At 48.8% G+C, this 21,121-nt stretch carries 23 protein-coding genes and 1 pseudogene; 12 read left to right on the top strand and 12 right to left on the bottom strand.

Going from position 1 to position 21,121, the window contains the following annotated elements:
- Positions 1-153: 153 nt before the first annotated feature.
- Genes QL223_RS20975 through QL223_RS20950 form a run of 6 tightly spaced genes read left to right on the top strand, consistent with a single transcriptional unit; the run spans position 154 to position 4,298 of the window.
- Positions 154-516, top strand: coding sequence for a hypothetical protein (locus QL223_RS20975; protein ID WP_281545865.1), 363 nt, complete (start codon positions 154-156; stop codon positions 514-516).
- A complete protein-coding gene (locus QL223_RS20970) occupies positions 517-1,581 on the top strand; it encodes a lambda-exonuclease family protein (RefSeq protein WP_281545864.1) in 1,065 nt (354 codons plus the stop codon).
- A gap of 10 nt (positions 1,582-1,591) precedes the next feature.
- Entirely contained in the window at positions 1,592-2,503 is a 912-nt protein-coding gene (locus tag QL223_RS20965; RefSeq protein WP_281545863.1) for a RecT family recombinase, read from the top strand.
- A gap of 1 nt (position 2,504) precedes the next feature.
- The gene (locus tag QL223_RS20960; RefSeq protein WP_281545862.1) at positions 2,505-2,888 is read left to right on the top strand and encodes a single-stranded DNA-binding protein; all 384 of its coding nucleotides are present in this window, start codon (positions 2,505-2,507) and stop codon (positions 2,886-2,888) included.
- Between the two features lie 26 nt (positions 2,889-2,914).
- Positions 2,915-3,151, top strand: a complete 237-nt coding sequence (locus tag QL223_RS20955) for an excisionase (protein WP_002542500.1) — start codon at positions 2,915-2,917, stop codon at positions 3,149-3,151.
- The gene (locus QL223_RS20950; RefSeq protein ID WP_281545861.1) at positions 3,141-4,298 is read left to right on the top strand and encodes a phage integrase Arm DNA-binding domain-containing protein; all 1,158 of its coding nucleotides are present in this window, start codon (positions 3,141-3,143) and stop codon (positions 4,296-4,298) included. Before QL223_RS20955 ends, QL223_RS20950 begins: the two co-directional genes overlap by 11 nt.
- 213 nt (positions 4,299-4,511) lie before the next feature.
- Here the strand turns inward: QL223_RS20950 and QL223_RS20945 are convergent, their stop codons facing one another.
- Complete coding sequence (locus QL223_RS20945) at positions 4,512-4,844, bottom strand: cytochrome c (protein WP_281545860.1); 333 nt, start codon at positions 4,842-4,844, stop codon at positions 4,512-4,514.
- A gap of 404 nt (positions 4,845-5,248) precedes the next feature.
- On the opposite strand from QL223_RS20945, the gene QL223_RS20940 reads away from it, so the two are divergent.
- Both QL223_RS20940 and QL223_RS20935 read left to right on the top strand, forming a co-directional pair.
- Complete coding sequence (locus QL223_RS20940) at positions 5,249-7,069, top strand: PhoX family phosphatase (RefSeq protein ID WP_192815516.1); 1,821 nt, start codon at positions 5,249-5,251, stop codon at positions 7,067-7,069.
- A 373-nt stretch (positions 7,070-7,442) separates the two neighbouring features.
- Entirely contained in the window at positions 7,443-8,378 is a 936-nt protein-coding gene (locus QL223_RS20935) for a hypothetical protein (RefSeq protein WP_281545859.1), read from the top strand.
- A 44-nt stretch (positions 8,379-8,422) separates the two neighbouring features.
- On the opposite strand, the gene QL223_RS20930 is transcribed toward QL223_RS20935, so the two are convergent.
- From QL223_RS20930 to QL223_RS20900, 7 genes and pseudogenes are all read right to left on the bottom strand, one after another.
- Positions 8,423-8,884 carry an Mpo1-like protein gene (locus tag QL223_RS20930; protein WP_281545858.1) on the bottom strand — a complete coding sequence of 154 codons (462 nt, stop codon included), beginning with the start codon at positions 8,882-8,884 and terminating at the stop codon, positions 8,423-8,425.
- A 10-nt stretch (positions 8,885-8,894) separates the two neighbouring features.
- Positions 8,895-9,338: a GNAT family N-acetyltransferase gene (locus tag QL223_RS20925; RefSeq protein WP_281545857.1), complete on the bottom strand. Its 444-nt coding sequence runs from the start codon at positions 9,336-9,338 to the stop codon at positions 8,895-8,897.
- Positions 9,335-9,943 (bottom strand): LysE family translocator, encoded by a 609-nt coding sequence (locus QL223_RS20920; RefSeq protein ID WP_281545856.1) that lies wholly within the window; start codon positions 9,941-9,943, stop codon positions 9,335-9,337. Before QL223_RS20920 ends, QL223_RS20925 begins: the two co-directional genes overlap by 4 nt.
- A gap of 89 nt (positions 9,944-10,032) precedes the next feature.
- A complete protein-coding gene (locus QL223_RS20915; RefSeq protein WP_002540024.1) occupies positions 10,033-10,341 on the bottom strand; it encodes a DUF2834 domain-containing protein in 309 nt (102 codons plus the stop codon).
- Positions 10,342-10,359: 18 nt separating this feature from the next.
- Positions 10,360-10,896, bottom strand: coding sequence for a GNAT family protein (locus QL223_RS20910; protein WP_281545855.1), 537 nt, complete (start codon positions 10,894-10,896; stop codon positions 10,360-10,362).
- Positions 10,897-10,912: 16 nt separating this feature from the next.
- Positions 10,913-11,671: a class I SAM-dependent methyltransferase gene (locus QL223_RS20905; RefSeq protein ID WP_281545854.1), complete on the bottom strand. Its 759-nt coding sequence runs from the start codon at positions 11,669-11,671 to the stop codon at positions 10,913-10,915.
- A gap of 77 nt (positions 11,672-11,748) precedes the next feature.
- A pseudogene (locus QL223_RS20900) lies at positions 11,749-11,853 on the bottom strand (VOC family protein); the annotation flags it as partial.
- A gap of 642 nt (positions 11,854-12,495) precedes the next feature.
- On the opposite strand from QL223_RS20900, the gene katG reads away from it, so the two are divergent.
- The 3 genes from katG to QL223_RS20885 all read left to right on the top strand — a co-directional run bounded on the left by katG (position 12,496) and on the right by QL223_RS20885 (position 18,684).
- Complete coding sequence (gene katG, locus QL223_RS20895; RefSeq protein WP_281545853.1) at positions 12,496-14,706, top strand: catalase/peroxidase HPI; 2,211 nt, start codon at positions 12,496-12,498, stop codon at positions 14,704-14,706.
- Between the two features lie 300 nt (positions 14,707-15,006).
- Complete coding sequence (gfa, locus tag QL223_RS20890; RefSeq protein WP_281545852.1) at positions 15,007-15,621, top strand: S-(hydroxymethyl)glutathione synthase; 615 nt, start codon at positions 15,007-15,009, stop codon at positions 15,619-15,621.
- A gap of 534 nt (positions 15,622-16,155) precedes the next feature.
- Positions 16,156-18,684, top strand: coding sequence for a hypothetical protein (locus tag QL223_RS20885; protein ID WP_281545851.1), 2,529 nt, complete (start codon positions 16,156-16,158; stop codon positions 18,682-18,684).
- Between the two features lie 78 nt (positions 18,685-18,762).
- On the opposite strand, the gene QL223_RS20880 is transcribed toward QL223_RS20885, so the two are convergent.
- The 4 genes from QL223_RS20880 to QL223_RS20865 all read right to left on the bottom strand — a co-directional run bounded on the left by QL223_RS20880 (position 18,763) and on the right by QL223_RS20865 (position 20,247).
- Entirely contained in the window at positions 18,763-19,185 is a 423-nt protein-coding gene (locus tag QL223_RS20880; RefSeq protein WP_281545850.1) for a hypothetical protein, read from the bottom strand.
- A gap of 119 nt (positions 19,186-19,304) precedes the next feature.
- The gene (locus QL223_RS20875) at positions 19,305-19,595 is read right to left on the bottom strand and encodes a YciI family protein (RefSeq protein WP_281545849.1); all 291 of its coding nucleotides are present in this window, start codon (positions 19,593-19,595) and stop codon (positions 19,305-19,307) included.
- On the bottom strand, positions 19,592-19,915 hold the full coding sequence (locus QL223_RS20870; RefSeq protein WP_281545848.1) for an antibiotic biosynthesis monooxygenase: 324 nt from the start codon (positions 19,913-19,915) through the stop codon (positions 19,592-19,594). Before QL223_RS20870 ends, QL223_RS20875 begins: the two co-directional genes overlap by 4 nt.
- On the bottom strand, positions 19,912-20,247 hold the full coding sequence (locus QL223_RS20865) for an NIPSNAP family protein (RefSeq protein WP_281545847.1): 336 nt from the start codon (positions 20,245-20,247) through the stop codon (positions 19,912-19,914). The genes QL223_RS20870 and QL223_RS20865 overlap by 4 nt, the downstream gene beginning before the upstream one ends.
- 136 nt (positions 20,248-20,383) lie before the next feature.
- On the opposite strand from QL223_RS20865, the gene QL223_RS20860 reads away from it, so the two are divergent.
- Complete coding sequence (locus tag QL223_RS20860; protein WP_281545846.1) at positions 20,384-21,052, top strand: winged helix-turn-helix domain-containing protein; 669 nt, start codon at positions 20,384-20,386, stop codon at positions 21,050-21,052.
- Positions 21,053-21,121 lie beyond the last annotated feature (69 nt).

Raw genomic sequence — 21,121 nt, 5'->3', positions numbered from 1 at the left:
CTCAAAGTTAAGTATTTTAACCATAAGCCCTGGAAAAATAACCGGGGCTTTTTTTCGTCCTGCTGTTCTGTCGTTATTTCTCATAACCAATACAGTTATATTTGATAACTGCAGTTAATCTTGTTTTGTGACCACGCAGAACAGGACAACACCATGACTATCTCAACCTGCATTCTCCAACAGGACATCAACCGTTATCTCGCTGTTCAGAACCATCTGGATGCGCGCAGAGACGCCCTCGACGACACGGTCGAAGAGATTGCTGACATCTTACTGCAGCAGCAAGCCTACCGTTGCGGAAACCAGACCTATGATTTTGATGACGTCATGGCCAAGGCCATTGAACAAGATACTTTCGTGACCGTCTGTACGCTCGCCCTGACCTGTCATCCCTCTGCAGCTGAACAGCTTTCCGCCCTACTCAGAGATGCCGCCTATGCCATCGCCGAAGAGATTGCCGAAACCGCACTGGCCGCGCGCATTGACGCCCATCAAGATGCCATGGAGGTATTTTAAATGAACACGTTAGCTATCCGCCGAAACAGCCAGCACCGCGAATACGTCGCCAATGTCCTGGCTGATACTGACCTCAGTGCTATCAGTGAAGAAGCACGCTTTCACCTTGAACGCCGTCTGGGTATCGGTGGCAGTGATGTCGCCGCCATCCTCGGCCTGAACCCCTACCGTACCGCCTTTGACGTATGGCAGGAGAAAACCGGACGCAAAACACCGGACGACCTCTCAGATAACCAGCGCGTTCACTTCGGCATTGAACTGGAAGACGTGGTGGCCAAAGAATACGCCCACCGCACCGGCCAGAAAGTCCAGAAGCGTCGCCACCCATTCGTGCACAAGTCGATGCCCTGGTTACGCGCCAACATTGACCGCTACATCGTAGGGGCCGACAAAGGCCTTGAATGCAAGACCGCCGACAAATGGACGGCCCGGGACCAGTGGGGCAAAGGCAATGTCTACCAAACGGCCAACGGCAGCGTCTCGCTGTTTCAGGCAGATGATGACGTTCCGGAGCCTTACATGCTGCAGGAGCTTCATTACATGATCGTGCTTGATAAGCGCGAGTGGGATTTGGCCGTGCTCATTGGCGGCAATGATTTCCGTATCTATACCATGACCTGGAACCAGCAGCTGGCGGACGTCGTGGTGAAACGCCTCACCGATTTCTGGTTTAACCATGTCATTGCTGACGAGCCACCGCAAGCACAGACTGTGCAGGATTTGGAAGCCCTATATGGCAAGGACAACGGCAGCAAAATCACCGCCACCCCGGAAATCGTGGATGTCTTCCGCCAGTTTAAAACCCTCAAGGAGCAAATCAGTGCGCTGGAGACCGAAGCCTATGGTCCCTTGGTCGGCGGCAAACGCATTGGCGGGCTCGACATGCAGATCAAATCCTTCATGGGTGAACACGCCGAAGTACTGCTCGATGACAATGGCAAGAAGCTGTGTAGCTGGAAAAGCCAGAGTGCACAGCGCGTGGATACCACTGCACTCAAAAAAGCCAATCCTGCCTTGATCGCCCAATTCACCAATACCACCGAAAGCCGCGTCTTCCGCGCGTAAGGAGAACACGATGACAACCACAGAACTGGCCACCCAGGACACGCAAGCTTTGGCCATCGTTGATATGGACATGCCCCACTACGACGTCGCGACCATGATGTTTAACCCTGACATCATGGGACGCCTGGAACGCTTTGCAGAGCTCATGGCGCAAGGGAAAACCACGGTCCCTGCCCACCTGCGGGGTAGCGTCGGTGATTGTTTGGCGGTGACCCTTCAGGCCATGCAATGGCGCATGAATCCCCATGCCGTGGCACAGAAAACGCACCTTGTGAATGGGACCCTCGGATACGAAGCCCAGCTGGTCAATGCCGTTATCAATACCATGGCGCCCACCAAAGACCGGTTACATTACGAATGGTTTGGCGACTGGGACAAGTACATCCATGCCGGGCTCCAGAAGAAAGATGAAGACGGACTGGGCGTGCGCGTCTGGGCCACATTGAAAGGGGAAACCGAGCCCCGTCAGCTGGAAATTCTGCTCAAGCCTATCACGGTGCGAAACTCCCCGAACTGGAAATCCGACCCACGTCAGCAAATTGCCTATCTTGCGGTCAAGCGCTGGTCAAGGCTGTATTGCCCGGATGTCATTCTCGGCGTGTACACCCCTGATGAACTCGACATGCCGACCGAAAAAGCCATTAACGCGGCACCGCAAAGGCAGAGTAAAGCCGCGTCGTTGCTGTCCAAACTGGCTCCGGCTCCCGAGGCCGACGCAGCGACAGAGACGCTGGACAGGGTGTTGGAAAAAATCCAAGACGCGCAAACCGAAACGGAACTGGCGGAAGTGGAAGACACCGCCAAGACACTCCCGCCAGCCGCATTAAAAACCGCCCGCAGCGCGTACAAAGACAAATTGGCCAGCTTACGCGCAGCCGATGAACAGCCAGAGCACGTCGTTGATGCCGAGAAGGAGGAATAAGATGCTGACCGTATTATGTCGATTAGGGGCAGACGCGGTCCTAAGGACCACGCCCAACGGCCACAACGTGGCTAGTCTCTCCCTCGCCTATTCCATTGGCTATGGCGCGAACAAGGAAACCCAATGGCTCAATGGCCAACTTTGGGGTGACCGGGCGGTGAAACTGGCGCCCCACCTCACCAAGGGTAAGCAGCTGCTCATCCATGCCGAGGACGTGGCCGTCGATACCTACCAAAAAGGCGATGGCACCACCGCCGCGTCGCTGAAGGCGAAAATCTTGAACGTGGAGTTCACCGACAGCGCCAAGACCGAAACAGCCCCCGCGCAAGCCCAACCCGCGGCACCGATTGAGACTGACTGGCGTGATATCACGCCCCCTTTCTAATGGATTGAACGTCTTCGGAGGTTCGAATGAGCAATTATCACTTTATCCGGCTGTCTGATTGGGCAGCCGCCGTATTCCCTGGTGAACATTACTCCGCGGCGACCATGTCACGCTGGGCCAAAACACGCCAAATCGATCCGCCTCCGCTAAAAGTGGGCGGTCGATGGATGGTCAGGCAGGACGCGCGGTTTATTGGGCTTGGCGAGGTGGCCAGCCATTCGTCAGACCCATTGGTAGAAAGGATTTTGCACCATGGCCGCTAGACCTCGCTCTCATAACCTCACCATCCAGAACTTATATGAAAAGCTCGATAAGCGCTCCGGCAAAGTCTACTACCAGTACCGGGATGCCAGAACGGGCCGCTTTCACGGGCTGGGCACCGATAGAAAACGAGCCATCGCTGTTGCAAAAGAGCTCAACGAGAAAATCAGCCAACAGCTCCTGGAGCACTATCAATATCTTCTTGATGACAACAAAACCAAGGTAAAAAGACGGGGTATCACCTTGGCCAAATGGAGTGAAAAGTATCTGGCCTACCAAAAAGAACGACAGCAGGCAGGCGAACTTGCCAACACTACCGTTCGCCAACGGCAATACTTCACCCACCTGCTCACCAAGCGATTGGGGCAAGTCGGCCTTAAGGACATCGATACAAAAGCGATAGCTGAACTACTCGAGGAATATAAAGCTCAAGGGAAAGCGAACATGGCATCTCACCTCAGGCTGACCTGTATCGACATATACAAAGAGGCCCAACATGCTGGAGAAGTCGACCCAGGGTATAACCCTGCACTTGCCACTCGTGCCCCAAGGCTTCGCGTCACAAGACAGCGGCTTACCAAGGAAGACTGGCCTGCTATAGAAGCGGCGGCTTCACGCTCAAAAAGCGGGTACATGCTCAATGCTATTCACCTCGCACTTACCACAGGACTTCGGCGCCAAGACGTTTGTAACCTCAGGTTTTCAGACGTCAAAAAAGGTTATCTTCATGTCACCCTCTCCAAGTCTAGGGGAAAAACCAAACTGGCATTTCCGTTAGAGCTCGAAAACCCCCTCATCGGTTTGACGCTTGGAGACATTATTAGTCGATGTCGGCGAACAGGCACCGTCAGCCAATATCTCATTCACTATACCTCTCGCCAAAGCGGTAAAATTGGAGGACAAGTGAGCCCCTTAGCCATAAGCAAAAGCTTCAGCCGTATCCGCGATAAGAGTGGTTTGTGCTGGACGGCAGGTACACCCCCTAGCTTTCACGAACTTCGTTCTCTGGCAGAAAGAACGTATTCAACCTTAGGATTCGATACCCAAAAGCTTCTGGGTCACAAACGTCAGGCCATGACGGACAAATACAACGACGCCAGAGGCCGTGAATACACCTATATCACTTTGCCCAGAATCAGTAAGAAGTGACCCTGTCATTCTTTTAGAAAAAAGGGCACTGGTAATGACAGTACTAACGCCATGCGCTCTTATTTTGGAGGGAAAGTTTTGGAGGAATTTTGGAGGAGCCTTTTTTACCCACTTAAGAAGGCCCCAAAATAGTGGCTATGAACCCCACTAAATATGACTTAGCCACCCAAGAAAGAAAGATGGAATATTAATCAATTACAATAATTTATGTTATCAATTAGGCTTTCCACGCTCCTGACTGGCATAGTAAGCGGCAATGTCTTTTATATCCTGATCGCTCAGTATCGACATTTGCTGACGCATCATATTACCCATTGCGCCAGTACGTTCCCCTGCCTGATAAGACTTCATCACATTGTATAGATAAAGCGCATTCTGGCCGTTGATGTGTGGATAGTCTTTCTTTGGCGTATAACCCGTTTCACCGTGGCAGAACTGACAGGTATAAGCCTTTTGTTTTCCTGCAACAGGATCACCTTCTCCTTCGATTGCCATCACATGGGTTGATAACAGGACGGCACCCAGCGTTCCCAAGATTCTCAGCATCGTTTTTTCCTCTTCTTTTCGTCAGGCTAAAGATGCCGAACTTCAAAGAAAGGGACTTTGTGTCTGATCAATTCTGCCGTATCGCCGACTGTGATTTGCGCAAGAATTCACACTTGCACTAAAAATAAGTGAAATCAGACTCATATAAAAATGCCCAAATCTTATTTATCAGTGCATGGTTCTCGATACTGACATTTACATTTCATTGAGAGTTCACGAACTTTTAACAATCGAATTCCAGAATTCGGTTCCGGTAGATAGCCAAACGCATACAAAACTTGCGTTTGGGAAAATCACACGATTAATTATTAAAATCATCTGGAAAGGAAGTCATCGTGAGCAAACATATTGACCAACGCCAACTGGACAGCGAGCCAGAGTTCAACCGTTTTATCGATGCGGCGATGAATCGTCGTAATTTCCTTCGCGCAGCCGGTGCAGCAGGCTCTGTGGCTTTCTTCGCGGCAAGCCCGGTTGCAAAAGCAGTTGCTGGTTCAATGGACAAGAGCAAGCTGATGGGCTTTGAAGCCATTCCTGCTTCTACTGCTGATACGGTTGTTGTTCCAGACGGCTATATCGCTGAAACAATGATCTCATGGGGTGATGCTCTGTTCCCTAACTCTCCAAAATTCAGCCAGTCTAACGATTCAAAAGCACAGGAAATGCAGTACGGTGATAACACCGACGGCATGACCTTCTTCCCGCTGTCGGACGACCGCGCGGTATTGGTTGCGAACAACGAATACACCAACAACGAGTACCTTTACACCCATCAGGGCAAAAATATCTCTGCCGATGATGTGCGTAAATCTCAGGCGGCACACGGTGTTTCTATCATCGAACTGGTGAAGAAAGACGGGAAATGGATGCCAAATGTTGAAGGTCGCTTAAACCGTAAGGTAACCGCATACACCCCAATGGAAATGACGGGGCCTGCACGCGGTAACGACTTGCTGAAAACCGCAGCAGACCCAGAAGGAGGTGAAACCATTCTGGGTACTTACAACAACTGTGCAAACGGCCAAACGCCTTGGGGCACTTATCTGGCATGTGAAGAGAACTTCAACGGTTACTTCGCGGCTTCTGAAGAAGTGGATCTGGGCCCAACCTATAAGCGCTATGGCGTGAAAGACAAAGATTGGGGCTACGACTGGTGGAAACATGACGAGCGTTTCGACGTAGCAAAAACACCAAACGAACCACACCGTTTTGGTTGGGTCGTCGAAATCGACCCAATGGATCCAAACTCTAAGCCGAAAAAACGCTCTGCACTGGGTCGTTTCAAACACGAAAACGCTGCACTGACTATCAACAAAGACGGTCACGTTGTGGTTTACCTCGGTGATGACGAGCGTGGCGAACACCTCTACAAGTTCGTTTCAAAGAACAAGTACAAACCGGGCACTCACGCTTCAAACCGTGATCTGCTGGAAGAAGGCACACTCTACGTCGCGAAGTTCGACGGTAAAGAGGGCGAACTGAAGGGTAAAGGTGAATGGGTTGAACTGACCTTTGGTAAGAATGGCCTGACACCAGAAAACGGCTTCAAGAGCCAAGCCGAAGTGATGATTTTCGCCCGAGAAGCAGCAACGCAAGTTGGCGCAACCACCATGGACCGTCCTGAGTGGGTTGCTGTTCACCCAGACAACAAGCATGTGTTCTGCACCCTGACCAACAACAAATACCGTGGTGTTCGTGAGAACCAGCCTTTGAACGTGGCTAACCCTCGTGAGAAAAATCCGTATGGCCACATCATTCGCTGGGAACCACAAGGTGGTGACCACACGGCGACTGATTTCAAATGGGATATCTTTGTGATGGCAGGCAACCCAGAAGTTCAGGAAGGCTTGATGGCAGGTACGCCAAACATCAACAAAGACAACATGTTCAACAGCCCAGATGGCATTGGTTTTGATGGCGCTGGCCGTTTGTGGATCCAGACTGACGGTAAGTACTCTAACGAAGGCAACTTCGCTGGCATGGGTAACAACCAGATGTTGTGTGCAGACACCAAAACTGGCGAAATCCGTCGATTCCTGACAGGTCCTATCGCTTGTGAAATCACAGGTCTAGCGTTCTCACCTGACTACAAAACCATGTTTGTAGGCATCCAGCACCCAGGTGAAGATCTGGCACCCTCTCACTTCCCTGATGGCGGTGACTCTGTTCCACGCTCAACCGTGATGCGGATTACCCGAAAAGACGGCGGTGTTATCGGCGCATAATCTGCCTCGAACATGCCCAACTGAAAACGGCTCCTGAAGGAGCCGTTTTTCTATTCACGGTATTTCAAAAAGTCCTTCGGCGGCCTCCCTCTCATAGGAGAAAGATGTATCGTGAACAAACATTAGCTGTAAATAATTTAGTGTTTAATTTCACAACATTACGTCCTCTAAATAAGAATCATGTTTCAGTGCGGCGAGTAACAAACCTATTCATTGATTTACAACAGTAAAAGGTAATATTCGATGGTAGGGTGCGTTCCTAGACATTTTTACAACTCGCTATCCAGAAGTTTTGACTGCAGTTGTCGCATGTCAGTCTGTTCCAAGAATAAAAATCTAATTGTAAAAACCTAAAGGACATAGGAGCCGGGAAATGAAAAAGACACTGCTATCATCACTCGTATTAGCAGCCAGCACTTTTAGCATGTCAGCTGCATCAGCAGAGTGTGATGGTAACCTCTACACCATGAACGCAGGCCGAGGTGATGTAGGTGTGCTTGTTAACGTTCACGAAGGTCTTGCTCGCAGCATTACGCGCCAACAATTCCACACGGAAGCCGTTAATCTCGCTGAGATTAATTCTCGCGCGCTATTCAGTGCTTCCGCGATGGCTTACGATGCAGCAAATAACCGCATTTATTACGCAAGCACACCAACACCTGATGAGTACTACATTGATGGTGTTGATAACGGCGAATTTACAGAACAGGAGATTTCTGATCTCCCATTCCTGCACAAAACGCATAAGCCGTATCAACTAGCTTATTTTGATGTCGCCTCGCAAACCCACCACGTGGTTGCTTCAACGAATTTCCAGATTTGGCGAATGACATTTGACCCAGAAACGGGAACACTTTACGGTTCGGATATCCGCAGACTGTTTACCATCAACACTACCACTGGTGAACAAACAATCATTGGTAATCTGGATTTGAATATTCGTCTTGGTGGTTATGCGAACTGGGGTGATTTGATCTTCAAAGATGGCGAACTTCTTTTCGTGACTAACACCCGCGTGTTTAACGTGAGCACTGAAGATGCTTCAGCAACCGTGAAGTTCTTCCACCATGTTGATGAAATCACAGCAGCTACGCTTGATCAGAACGGTGAAATCTTGGTTGCGGCGATGAACAACAACGTGACGGGTCATCAGAACAGTACCAATCTTTGGGTTCTGGATTCGACCACTAATGACCAGAACTTTGGTAGTCAATCACATGCTGGTTTGGTGCCAATGCGTATTGATGCGATGACACGAGTAACGGCAGAAACCGATACCTGTTACGCGCCGATGTTCCTGCCTAACTAAGCCTAGGAATTTAAGAGAAAAGCCAACCTTTCGGTTGGCTTTTTTTATGTCTCACTGTGCGGCGTCAGTGGTAAAAAGAAGTGAAATACCCACGCTGGGCCAATCAAAAGGAACTGCACATCTTTAAAGAAAGAGGGCTTTTTGCCTTCGATATGGTGCCCGACGAACTGCAAAATCCATAGCAACACAAACATCACAGCAGAAATCAGGAAGATATCAAATCCAGCGCTATCCAATTCTACCAGCACCATAGTGCAAAACGCGGAGAATATCGCCATCACCACAAAGGCTTTAAAAGAAAGCGTAAGGTAGAAGAGCAATACCAACACCAGCACAATAAAGTATGGGGCAATCGCCGCTCCAAAAACGGAAAATGAGGGGATCAGCCAAAGCAGCCCCGCGACAGAAAAGAAAATGCCCGGCACGGCTACTTTGTGAATTTTCTGATTGGTTGGGTTCTGGTGGCTTTCGCCGTACTCCTCAAACCATTCTTCCAAGCTTTTCATCCATGATTCCTTATGATTTGGCCCTTCTTTCCATATAAACAAAGTGCTCATCTTCATTCACGTACTTAAAGCCAAAACGTTGATACAGCGCAGAAACCCGGTTTCCTTGCAGATAGCTGAGTTTGACGGGCAAGCCTTCGCTGTCGGCTTTATCCAAACATGCGTACAGGATAGAGGAGCCAATACCTTTGCCCTGATATTCAGGCCAGACGAAAAAACGGCGGAAGTAATAATGATCGTCGTATTTTTGAAGTAAGAAGCTACCGATACGCTCACCATCAAGCTCAATCACCTGAGGCGTCGCGTCTTCCCATTCTTCTTGATGAATACGCCGTTGCACATCGTCGTCCCAACCAAATACCGCTTCAACCACTTCCCCTTCTGCCTGCTTTTTTACTTCCAGCAGAAACTCATAGTCTTCGATGGTTGCCAAACGGTGCGTTATTGTCTTCATATCGCTTTGAAAATTTCCAAAATCACGGGGACGACGGACAATACCAATAACGCCGCCATAAAGTAATTAAATGCTTTACGACGGGCTGGAGATGACAGAACCCGTTTCAATGCCGACCCGAACAATAACCAAATCCCTACGCTGGGAAATGACACCACAAAGAAGGTCGCGGCAATAGTCAAATTTTGGCTGTAATACCCAGCGCCTAAAGTAGTGAAAGCGGCAATCGCTCCCGTTGCAACCACCCAAGCTTTGGCGTTCACCCATTGGAACAGTGCGCCTTTCATGAACGTCAGTGGTTTGGCTTCCGTGCCACTTTCCGCTACCTCGCCAGAGCGGGCAATCAAGAACGCAAGATAGAGAAGATAAGCCGTACCAACACATTTAATGATGAAGTGAAGCTCAGGAAACTGCTGGAAAATTTGCCCAAATCCGACGCCTACCAGAAACAGCATCAGCGCGAAACCAAAGCAAATCCCACACATCAGCGGCAGGCTTTTCTTTACGCCAAAATTAGCACCGGAGGACATTAAAAGAAGATTGTTTGGGCCTGGTGTAGCAGAGGCAGAAATCGCGAAAAGTGTTACTGCAATCAGGTAATCCATATCAGCTGTTATCCCTAAGCGTTAGCGTCTCGATCAAGACAACCTTGTGTCTCGCCAAGGGATTTTCAAGTGCTACAGACTGTTTTGAATCATTTTTGGTCGCTTTCTTTGAGGAATAGATAGAAAGGCAGCCCAAAAGCCACGCCGATCGTCAACGTACCTGCAATCGCCCAACCGCGAAGTCTTACGTTGTTATCCTTGCCATCGACCACGATGAAAACAATAAGCGCCACAGCCGCGATAACGACATCCAACCAAGCCATTATGCTGATAGGGTTTGCCATCACATCTGCAAGAAGCTGAGAAACATTTAGGCCATTCTCCACCAGCCAAACTCCAAAAGCGGCATAGGGCAACAGTGCCCCAAGAACGGCAAGAATGAAGTAGATGATCGCCAAGATTATTCTCCTTTTCTGTTAGGGCCTGCTGACACTAAGTCCATAGATCGCGTGGTCCACCACACGACCGTTGAGATTTTCGTTACGGGTGATGATCCCTTCAAGCACAAAGCCAAGGCGTTCAGCCAGTTTTCGACTTGGCAGATTCTCCGTTGCCGCCGCGATTTGGATTTTTTCCAATTCCAACTCTTGGAAAGCGATATCTATCAGTGCCTGAACACAGCGCGAAGCAATGCCTTTTCCCTGAAAAGCTTCACTCAGCCAATAACCGATCTCGACTTTCTTTAGCTCATGGTTAATGGAGTTGAAACTGATATTGCCCACAACCTCACCGCGATAGACCATGGCGCAGGTCAGAGATTTACCTTCCGCATAGTCGTGAAGCGAGCGCTTTACGAAGCTCTCAAAGAATGCCTCTCCATTGGCGTGAGGAGGCCAGGCCAACCATTGGGATAAATACTCTCGCTCTCGGCACACGATTTCGTAGAAGTTTTTAGCAAAAGAGGGCTGAACTAACGCTATAGAGAGGTCATCAGAGATTTGACGCGTAAACATAGGTATTTACCTCTTCTTAGGGTCTGTTGACCTTCTTAGCAACACAGATCAGCGAGTTCGAGTTCTCTGACCATTTAGATCTTCGCCAGTCAGCATAGCGCTTGTCGACAATAAAACCTGCCTCGGTGAGACATCCTTCAATGGTTTCTATTGAACGATATTTCAGGTCAATGCTTGTTTCTTTGACACTACCATCGGCATAGATGCGTCGGGACAGTGAATACAATACTTTGTTTTCTTTATCATATCTTGCCGCACGCCTAAAACATTGGACTTGTTCACCTTTCACATCAAGGTAGCTGGGGCAAGCTTTAAAATCATCGTCCAAAGATAGATTTTGAGGCGTCGGCAGGCGGGTATCAAAGATAAATACCCCTTCAGGGTTTAAGTGTGCTGCGATGTTCGACAGTAATCTTGCAAAGTCCATATCGTTTGCAAAGGCTTGAAAGGCGTTGCCCGTCATAATCACGACATCAAATCGTGACTGCAGCGAAAAAGTGACTGCATTATGTTCTATAAACCTGACAGAAAGCGTTGGACTGACTTTCTGTTCGGCGCGCTTCAGCATATCAGGAGAAAGATCGACACCCACCACGTGTTCGAGTTTTTCTGCCAATGGAATGGTCACGATTCCGGTTCCGCAGCAGATATCAAGCAGGCTCTTTGCTTGCTTCTCCTCTATCACCTGTTCAATGAGAGCAATGTCATCTTCATAGAGATGGGCATATTGTTGGTCGTAGTCTTCTCCAGACCAGAATTCAGAGAGATCCTGCACACTACTTCCTTGTTTTATCGAGAGAAACAAGGAGTTTACCCTGTCCACATAATCCCGCAGAGATCAACATAAGAAGTTTAGAGATAGCTCGAAACCTCAATCAGGTTTCCTGCGGTATCCCTAAAATACACAGATGAAACCGCCCCCACTGCGCCTATTCTTTGCACCGGGCCTTTCAATACGCAAGTTTATGAATACACTCTGTAATCATCTATTTTCCAATATTCTTATATTTACCACTAAGCAATTAAATGCATAAAATTATGAAATACAGAAGTTAAAGATGAGAAAAGAATTAATTTATCATTAGAATACAACAAAGGACTTTCAATTTATTATCTCTCGCAATTCACGCATCCCATTATTTATTAGTCACTTATTAAACCATACTAAATTCAATAGAACTCCCTATTCGCTTTTACCAATCATAGCCATCGATTATTTCCCTTTTATCGATTGTGGTTTCTATTCCTATAATCCAAGCGTGACGAACATTTGGACAAAAACAATTAACGGATAATTATAGTCGTTTAAGGAAGCTATAACTTTCCTCGCATTCACAGCATGTTAGCCATTCATCGTAACGCGCATATTGCAGGAATTTCTTTGTGCTTACCTGTCTAAAAATTTAAGAAAAAGCTAATGGAAACGATCAAAACCGATTAAGGAATCAATTCACAAACAACAAAAACATGTATTTCTAAAAATTAGTATTATTCAAAATTTCTGATGAACTTACCAAACGAAACACTCATTAACACCAAAGGTTAATGAGTATTTAACAAAAAAGAAAAAGCAGTTGGCACGACTCAAAGGAGGCAATTATGTTTAAACGTACGCTACTCTCCATTGCATTATCTGGAGCTTTACTCTCTTCCCCTGTTATGGCCCAAGGCGAGCCAAAATCTAACCAGTTTTGGTGGCCTGATCAGCTCAATCTCGCTCCGTTGAGAGATCATGGTCTGGAATCCAATCCTTATGGCGAAAGCTTTGACTATGCATCTGCATTCGCGCAGCTCGACCTCAATCAAGTTAAGAAGGATATTTCAGAGGTCTTAACGACGTCTCAGCCTTGGTGGCCGGCAGATTATGGACACTACGGGCCTTTCTTCATTCGTATGGCGTGGCACGCAGCAGGAACTTATCGTGTTCATGACGGACGCGGCGGTGCAGGCGGTGGTCAACAACGCTTCGACCCACTCAACAGTTGGCCAGATAACGGCAATCTCGACAAAGCTCGTCGCCTGCTTTGGCCGGTGAAGCAAAAGTACGGTGCGGCACTTTCCTGGGCTGATTTGATGGCACTCACCGGCAATGTAGCCCTTGAGTCAATGGGTTTTAAAACCTTCGGATTCGCTGGTGGACGTGAAGATGACTGGGAACCGGATCTGGTTTATTGGGGCCCCGAAGAAGAAATGCTGGCGGATGAACGCCGCGACGAAAACGGCAATCTGAAAGAAGGACTCGCCGCGGTTCAAATGGGTCTGATTTACGTTAACCCGGAAGGCCCGGGCGGTAACCCGGATCCACTTGCGGCAGCCAAAGATATCCGTCATTCATTCGGCCGTATGGCGATGAACGATGAAGAAATCGTGGCGCTGATAGCTGGCGGTCACACTTTCGGTAAGGCACATGGTGCGCACAAACCAGAAGAGTGCTTAGGCGATGCACCAGCTGCCGCACCTGTCGAAGACCAAGGCTTTGGTTGGAAAAACAAGTGTGGCGATGGTAACGGTAAAGACACCATTACCAGCGGACTGGAAGGCGCATGGACTGTCACCCCAACACAATGGACCACCAACTTCCTGGATAACCTGTTTAATTTCAATTGGGTACTTACTGAAAGCCCTGCAGGCGCGAAGCAATGGGTTCCTGACAGCGAAAGCGCCAAACTTCTTGTGCCTGATGCGCACGATCCAACCAAGCGCCATGCCCCCATCATGTTCACCACTGATCTGGCACTCAAAGAAGATCCTCAGTTCCGTGCGATTGCAGAGCGTTTCCGCCAAAATCCGGAGGATTTTGAACTGGCCTTCGCAAAAGCCTGGTTCAAGCTAAACCACCGTGACCTTGGCCCTCGAGCACGCTATATCGGCGCTGAAATTCCAGAAGAGATTCTGGTGTGGCAAGACCCGGTTCCCGCTGTTGACCACCCGTTGATCACTGACCAACAAGCTCAGGACATCAAGGCCGCCATTTGGGAGACAGGGCTCACTGTCCCTGAATTGGTAAGAGCCGCTTGGGCCTCAGCTGCCAGTTATCGTGGCACCGACATGCGTGGCGGTGCAAACGGTGCTCGCGTGGCCCTTCAACCTCAGATCGACTGGGCGGTAAACAATCCTAAAGAACTACAGAAAACGCTGAAAGCACTAACCAAGGTTCAGAAAGCATTTAACAAAGACGCAGGTGATACCCAAGTGTCTCTGGCAGATGTGATTGTCCTTGGTGGCAACGCAGCCATTGAGAAAGCAGCCAAAGACGGCGGTTTCGATGTCTCTGTTTCGTTCAATCCAGGGCGAACAGACGCCAGTCAGGAAATGACTGATGTCGAATCGTTTGCGGTGCTTGAACCCACGGCCGATGCGTTCCGAAACTACTACGATGCTTCTCGCAACTACCGTTCTCCGGCGGAAATGCTGGTTGAACGAGCAGACCTGTTGACACTGACCGTACCTGAAATGACAGCACTGGTTGGTGGTATGCGTGCCATGAATGCCAACAGCGACGGTTCGACCAACGGCGTATTTACTGATAAACCCGGCACTTTGAATAATGCCTTCTTTGTGAATCTGCTGGATATGTCGAATACGTGGAGGCCTTCTGAAACGGAAGAAGGCGTCTATGTGGGTTATGACCGTGCAACGGGAGACCAAAAATGGACGGCGACACCTGTCGATCTCATCTTTGGCTCAAATGCCGAATTGCGCTCCATTGCCGAGGTTTACGCCTCTAATGACGCTCAGCAAAAGTTTATTGATGACTTTGTTCTCGCTTGGACAAAAGTGATGAATAACGACCGATTTGATATCAACTAATCCATTAACGCACAAGCGTTTTCGCGCCATCTTTGATGGCGCTTTTTTTTGTTTTATGTTCACTGATAAGCCCTATATCACCTTCCACAACAGTCTTTTGCCATTCCAGCCGTACTCAACACAATCCCGCCCCACTAGGCTTATACCCAAACAACCTGAAGATGCTTGTCTTCAGGTTGTTTGGTTATAAACAGCCACTTCTTTGAGGACATTAGACCTCAAGGTTTGGCGGTCATACGTCCCCAAGGTTTTTCCATGGGCTGACCCATGTGGAAAGCAATAGAGCATGGAGGTTTAACCATGTGGAAGGTAATCAAGGATGCTATTGCTAAGGTGTTTCCTATGACAATTTCGATTCATCCCGCCGTCGACAAAGGCGTGCGAACAAACGAGGTCGCTGGCTTCTCTGGCGGTTCCTTAACATGTAACTGCAACAACGACCCTGTCGTGGTCAGCGTTTCTGCCCAAACTGCTCACAATCATGTCTGCGGCTGTTCTAAGTGCTGGAAACCAGAAGGAGCGACCTTCTCCCAGGTCGCTGTGGTGCCCAAAGACCATGTTTCGGTGGAACAGAACGCCGATAAACTCTCCATCATAGATGAAAGTGCTGCGATTCAACGCCACGCGTGCCGCGATTGCGGTGTGCACATGTATGGACGAATTGAAGATACCAATCATCCATTCTACGGCCTCGATTTTGTTCACACAGAATTGTCGAGCGATGAGGGATGGTCAGCACCGGAATTTGCGGCATTTGTGTCATCAATCATCGAATCTGGTACGCCGCCGAATCAAATGGAGGCGATTCGTGATCAACTCAAAACGCTGGGGTTAGAGCCCTATGATTGTCTCTCCCCACCTTTAATGGATGCCATCGCCACCCATATCCACAACCAAAGAAATCCAACTAACTGAAGGTAAAGCACTTAGCGGCGATGGTAATTCGTCTGGGAAATATGCCCATTACCTCTAGGGGCTGTTGATCTTTGGTGATGATTTTTGCAGCAGTTTGTGGGGATTTTATGCAAGGCAGAGGCGTCGATGTGTAGCTGGCCTACATGAGAAGCCGATAACGCAGCAGAAATTCCCCACAAACGCTGCCCGAAGGGTTCGACTGCGCGTCCCGTACTCTAAGCGTTTTATGCTTTGTTGAGGTGTATTTACTTAGAATAACTAGGCGGCACACACCTCGCCGCGCCTAAAACGCTTATAGATAGAACAAAATTTAACCACCAAAGGTCAACAGCCCCTAGGTTTTTGTCTCTTTCCTGAGTGTTTTTTTGCCGGCGAGTTGCCGGCATTTTTTACAGTTCCAGCAATAACCCGCCATCATTAGCCAATAGTAATAGCAAGTATTTACATACCAAAAATGTCGCCATTATTGGACATTTTAACGACCAAGCATATCGTAAAGTTGCACAAACAATGGATGAATAAGAGCTGCCAATTATGTGCAATTTACGTCAACGCTTCCCCAGAGCATGGAGCTTCTTCGCTACGCCTGTCCGCATGACGACAGACGCCTTCACACGTTTACTCCGCTTTCTCTACAACTGGCTGATAAGCCTGCTGGAAACCGGTGAACTGACCATTGAGCTTGAATCTGTTGGTCTGACGCCTCAAGCAGCGAAAGCGCGCTGGCAAAGAGACCGAGAAGGCGTCATCGCCATGGCGCAGCGCAATCAGGTGAAGCTTGAAATGGCAATGAGGCTCAGAGATATCAACGGGAATCTCGTCCCTCCTTCAGATGAAAGGTATGACTTTCATGTGGTGATGGGAAAAGGCTACTTCCCCATCGTCGGTAACCTGCTAATCCCCACAGGCTCCGGCACCTTTCGCGGGCAAGGCAGTTATGTCAGGCGAAAAGCGCTCTCCGGTGCACTGCGGGATGTCACCACCCACCCTACGGCGCTGTGTCCTATTGGCGGATCAAATAACGATGGGATCTACACCCAGTGCGGCTCCAGCCGTATCTTTGACTTTGCCGTAAGCGGCTGTCTAAAAGACCCTGGCGATGGCGGCAATGGCATTATGATAGGACATACGCCCCCTCAACCGAGTGTCGCTGCCAGCTCTCAACCCAACTCCCCCAAATATTGGGCAGGTCAACCCAACCGCCTGCCACAAAAACGATTTGGGTTGCCTCAGGTGTGGGAAGGAATCACCGATTTCACGCTAAATAACGGCGAAGGAGATACCGAAATCATCGTTCCTGCACGCGGCACCTACACGGATTCAAAGGAAGTACTGCTGGACGACACCATTGATGTTCCCCTCGTTCGATGGGTGCGCGCTTACGATGCGAACGGCAAAGAGATTGTCCGCATTGCGAACATCGGCAAAAAGCTCGATGGAAAATACGTTGGGATCAAAGCCTCTGACAAACAAACCACCAGCAAACCGCGTGAAGAAGGCGAAACGCGGGTGTATCACAAGCCAATTAAACGCTTGGACACAACCACCACCGTGGTGGTGCCGGGTGGGCTGCCCTCTAACACCAAAACCGTTGAAGTCTCTTTCTACAATTTGGAACCCCACTACACCCTGCTTTCTCAGATGACTCCGTATCTACCCGGCAACTATTCCACCACCGCCCGCGCTTCTTACAACGAGTTTATGAACATCGTCGTTGATGCTATGCCTTGGAACGGGTTTGTCGGTATTGATGGCGCGTACAACACCCATGTCAACCTGATGGCGCGTGAAAATGGGCTCGACGGGTGGTATTTCCCCGGTGGTTATGAAGACTACATGCACAACAGTTTCATCGGCTGTGCCGCGGTCAACAATGACGGTTGGGGCATCTATATGTCAGACCCTACTCTTGGCAGCAGAAACCCGACTGATGAAAACCGCTGGCCAACCCCGGATGGTCAGCTGGAGGTTCACCGTAAATGGACCTACATTGCCTCTTCGAACGATCTCGGTAACTTTGACTGCTACGGCAACAAAGGCGGAGCGTTATATATGGGGGCTTCTTCCAACTCGATGCAAACCGGCAGCGCCGAACACCATTTCGACAGCAACAATTACGACCCCTTCAATACAACCCAGTATGGTGACCGAGCGGATCGCAACCCTCTGCGTTGGACCAGCCTTATCGTATTCACTGCTGACGCGAGACAGAATGAACTGGTGATCACCAGTACACCGACAGATTCACGCCGGGTGACTTATTGTAAAGCGCGCTTATTTTGGGAGACGCCAAGGTCTAATAATCCAGACAGCAATATCTATAGTGGACTGAGTGGCAACCACTATACGCATCCAAGGTCGGATGATTTGGGTTCTTTAGTCAACGTTCGTCCCCCCTCTATCGCTCACCTACATATCACCCCTTATGACGAACATGAGCGGGCGGCTGGTGATCTGCAAGCGCAGAAAGGCGGTGCAGTGGAATTACAGGGGTTGTTTTCAGCGACCAGAACCGTGCTGTTCAGACCTTGGATCTACGAAATTTCACCACCGAAGAACCACCTCCCTCATGGTTGGAAAGTGGTGTTTTCTGCCAAAGACAAGAAACTCCCCGGCGCCGGGAAAGATGTTGCCCTTTCGGCGGATTCGATTGGTATTGCGGGTCAGCATAAGTTGGACACTTTGTACTTCGGCACGCACGTACACAACTTCAAGGGGGTGTCTATCGAACCTGGAAAAGTCTTCACTATCTCTACCGACATACCGTTTCTGAGCGAAGATTTTGATGATATCGACATGAACCTGTTGTCGGTTTCGGCGAACTATCTGGTCGACGAAATCAAGAAGACATCAGGAACGCCAGCACCGAAATTGCCAACGTCTCTGTTAGTCATGCCTGCCAGAATACGTTTGTGGAAAAATGCAGCTGGCGCGAAGAAGTTCTACGTGGAAATACCGCTGCTGAATACCGATGACGACGCCGTCAGCTTTCCAGATACCACTGATCGTAAACATTATTTCAAGATTAAAGTGGAGACCGCCACAGAAGACGATTCAGTCTAGCTGAGTCATCCATAATCGGAGAAAGATAAGAGAAAGGGAGAGCTTAGGCTCTCCCTTTCTCTTGCACTCGCGGATTGTTTAAGCCCACTTAACTGATTCAGGCAATGTTTGCTCGAGAGCGAAGATGTGGCGAATCAATTGCGCTTCATGGGTTGCTTCGTGTTCAAGCAAATAAACCAATAACTCGTCGCGCTCTGGCGTCCAATGGCTAATGGTATTTACCACTTCATCGAACGCGACTTCGGAAGATTTCAGTTTCTCGATCACATCGCCACGACGTTCGGTCGATGCCAGTGAACATTCAAAGCCTGCCCATTCACCTTTCAACAACGATTTCGTATAGCTCTCCCGTGCACCGACGATGCACCACATATGTTCACCAACAGACTTATTCTTCGGTACTTTCAAATGGGTGGTAAACAACGCTGGGTTTAAGGTATCGACAATCTCATTTAATGATTGAAAACGTTCGCGCAGGTTCTTTAAAACAACGTCTCTCATGGTCTTCCTTGGGCTTTGAAACGAAAATCTGCACGAACCTTATCACATCGAAACACTGTGCATTTAGACAGTTATCTCAAATTATACTTTTGATCATGAAATAGAATAATTTCTACATTTCATATAATTACGTCTTCATCAAACGCTTTACCCCAAACTTTCAATTCATAGCTCCGCAGCTCAGGCACGTAATAAGGGTCTTGTTCGATAATCGCCTTTGCGCGAGCCAGGCTTTCCACTTCCATAACCCAGAGACCACCCACATACGCGCCCCCGTCTTCATCTCTTAGCCCGCCCCCAACTAAAATCTCTGATTGGTTAGCACGCAAAAAATCGAAGTGTGCCTGACCGTGCTGTTTACGGTGTTCGAGCATTTCTGGGGTATCAGTAAAAATCGCAACCACTCTCATCGTTCTTCTCCTTGCTGGGCATCCAGCCCGTAATTTCTCACCACGTTTGCAACGCGAATACGATAGTTTTTAAACAAGCTCTCTTTTCCTTTTTGCTGCGCCAGTTGATGACGAAGGTTACTCCTCCAATGAGCGATCGCCTCTTCACTTTCCCAGAAAGACAGCGACAACATACGCTCCTCATTAGTCAGACTCTGAAAGCGCTCGACCGAGATAAACCCTTCCGCCTCCATCAGTTCGTTACGAAGCACGGCAGCCAAATCAAGATACGTACTTTTGTGCTCCGCATGGTGCTCCACTTCAAAGATAACGGCGATCATTTTGCTACCCTCGCTTCTTGCTTGTAGGTTGCATCCAACACCCTTAGGAATGAACGTTTTTCAGCAGCAATAAACTGCTCTTTGTTGGCGAACAGAAAATTCCGCTTCCCAGCCTCATCCGATTTAAGCCGCTCGCGGTAGCTTTCATACGACGCTAAATCTGGAAACGAAATCAGGCCATAGGCCACATCGTTAGTACCTTCATGGGGCATGAAATAGCCCAGTAAATCGCCTCCACACTCAGGAATAATCTTTCCCCAGTTCTTGGCATATTTTTCAAACTGACTTTGTTTGAACGGGTCGATACGGTATTCAATGAAACAAGTGATCATGGCGCCACTTCCTTATCCATGTTGAGCGTTGGATAACAGCTTAAGCGTTGAAATCACCCTATGCTTCGACCGCCATCGAAGTAATACTCCGTCCGGACTGCTACCCTTACAGCAAAACACACAACCCGTATGCGTTATGGAACCGGACATCACTCAAACCACCGCGCTTGTTGCCGATAGCGCCCGATCAAAAATGCTCATTGCACTGCTCGGCGGTAAAGCGTTGACCGCAACTGAACTGGCGTTGGAAGCCGATATTTCCGCGCAAACCGCCAGTAGCCACTTAGCAAAGTTGGTCGAAGGTGGTTTGCTGGTAGTGCGTAAACAAGGCAGACATCGATACTTCCAACTTGCAGGTTATGAAATCGCAGAATTACTCGAACAACTCATGAACGTAACCGCTACCATCAAACCCATTCCGACTGGACCTAGCGATGCATCACTTCGTCATTCACGTGTATGTTATGACCACCTAGCGGGTGAAGTTGCGGTTCAACTCTATGATTCTCTAGTGGCGCAAGGTTTGATTGAAGATGCGTTAATTGAAGCCAAGCTGACGGAAAAAGGGAAAGCATTCTTTATTGACTTGGGTGCTGACATCGAAGCGCTTGAAAGACAAAAGCGTCCTGTTTGTAAAGCCTGCCTGGATTGGAGTGAAAGGCGAACGCACATAGCGGGAAGCCTAGGAAAATGGATATTGGAACATTTGCTGAGCCAAGGTTGGGCGCAACAATTACCGGACTCAAGAGTTATCGAATTTACGCCTAAAGGTATCATCCGTTTCAGACAGACTTTTATTGCATAACGTACTGATTCAAAGTCGCATTAGTGACTCAATTAGGGTCTAGAGACGACCCGAATCCGTTAGCTACAC

This window comes from Grimontia sp. SpTr1 (genome assembly GCF_947387585.1).
GTDB classification, from domain to species: domain Bacteria; phylum Pseudomonadota; class Gammaproteobacteria; order Enterobacterales; family Vibrionaceae; genus Enterovibrio; species Enterovibrio indicus.
This window is presented reverse-complemented; position numbering and strand designations above follow the sequence as displayed.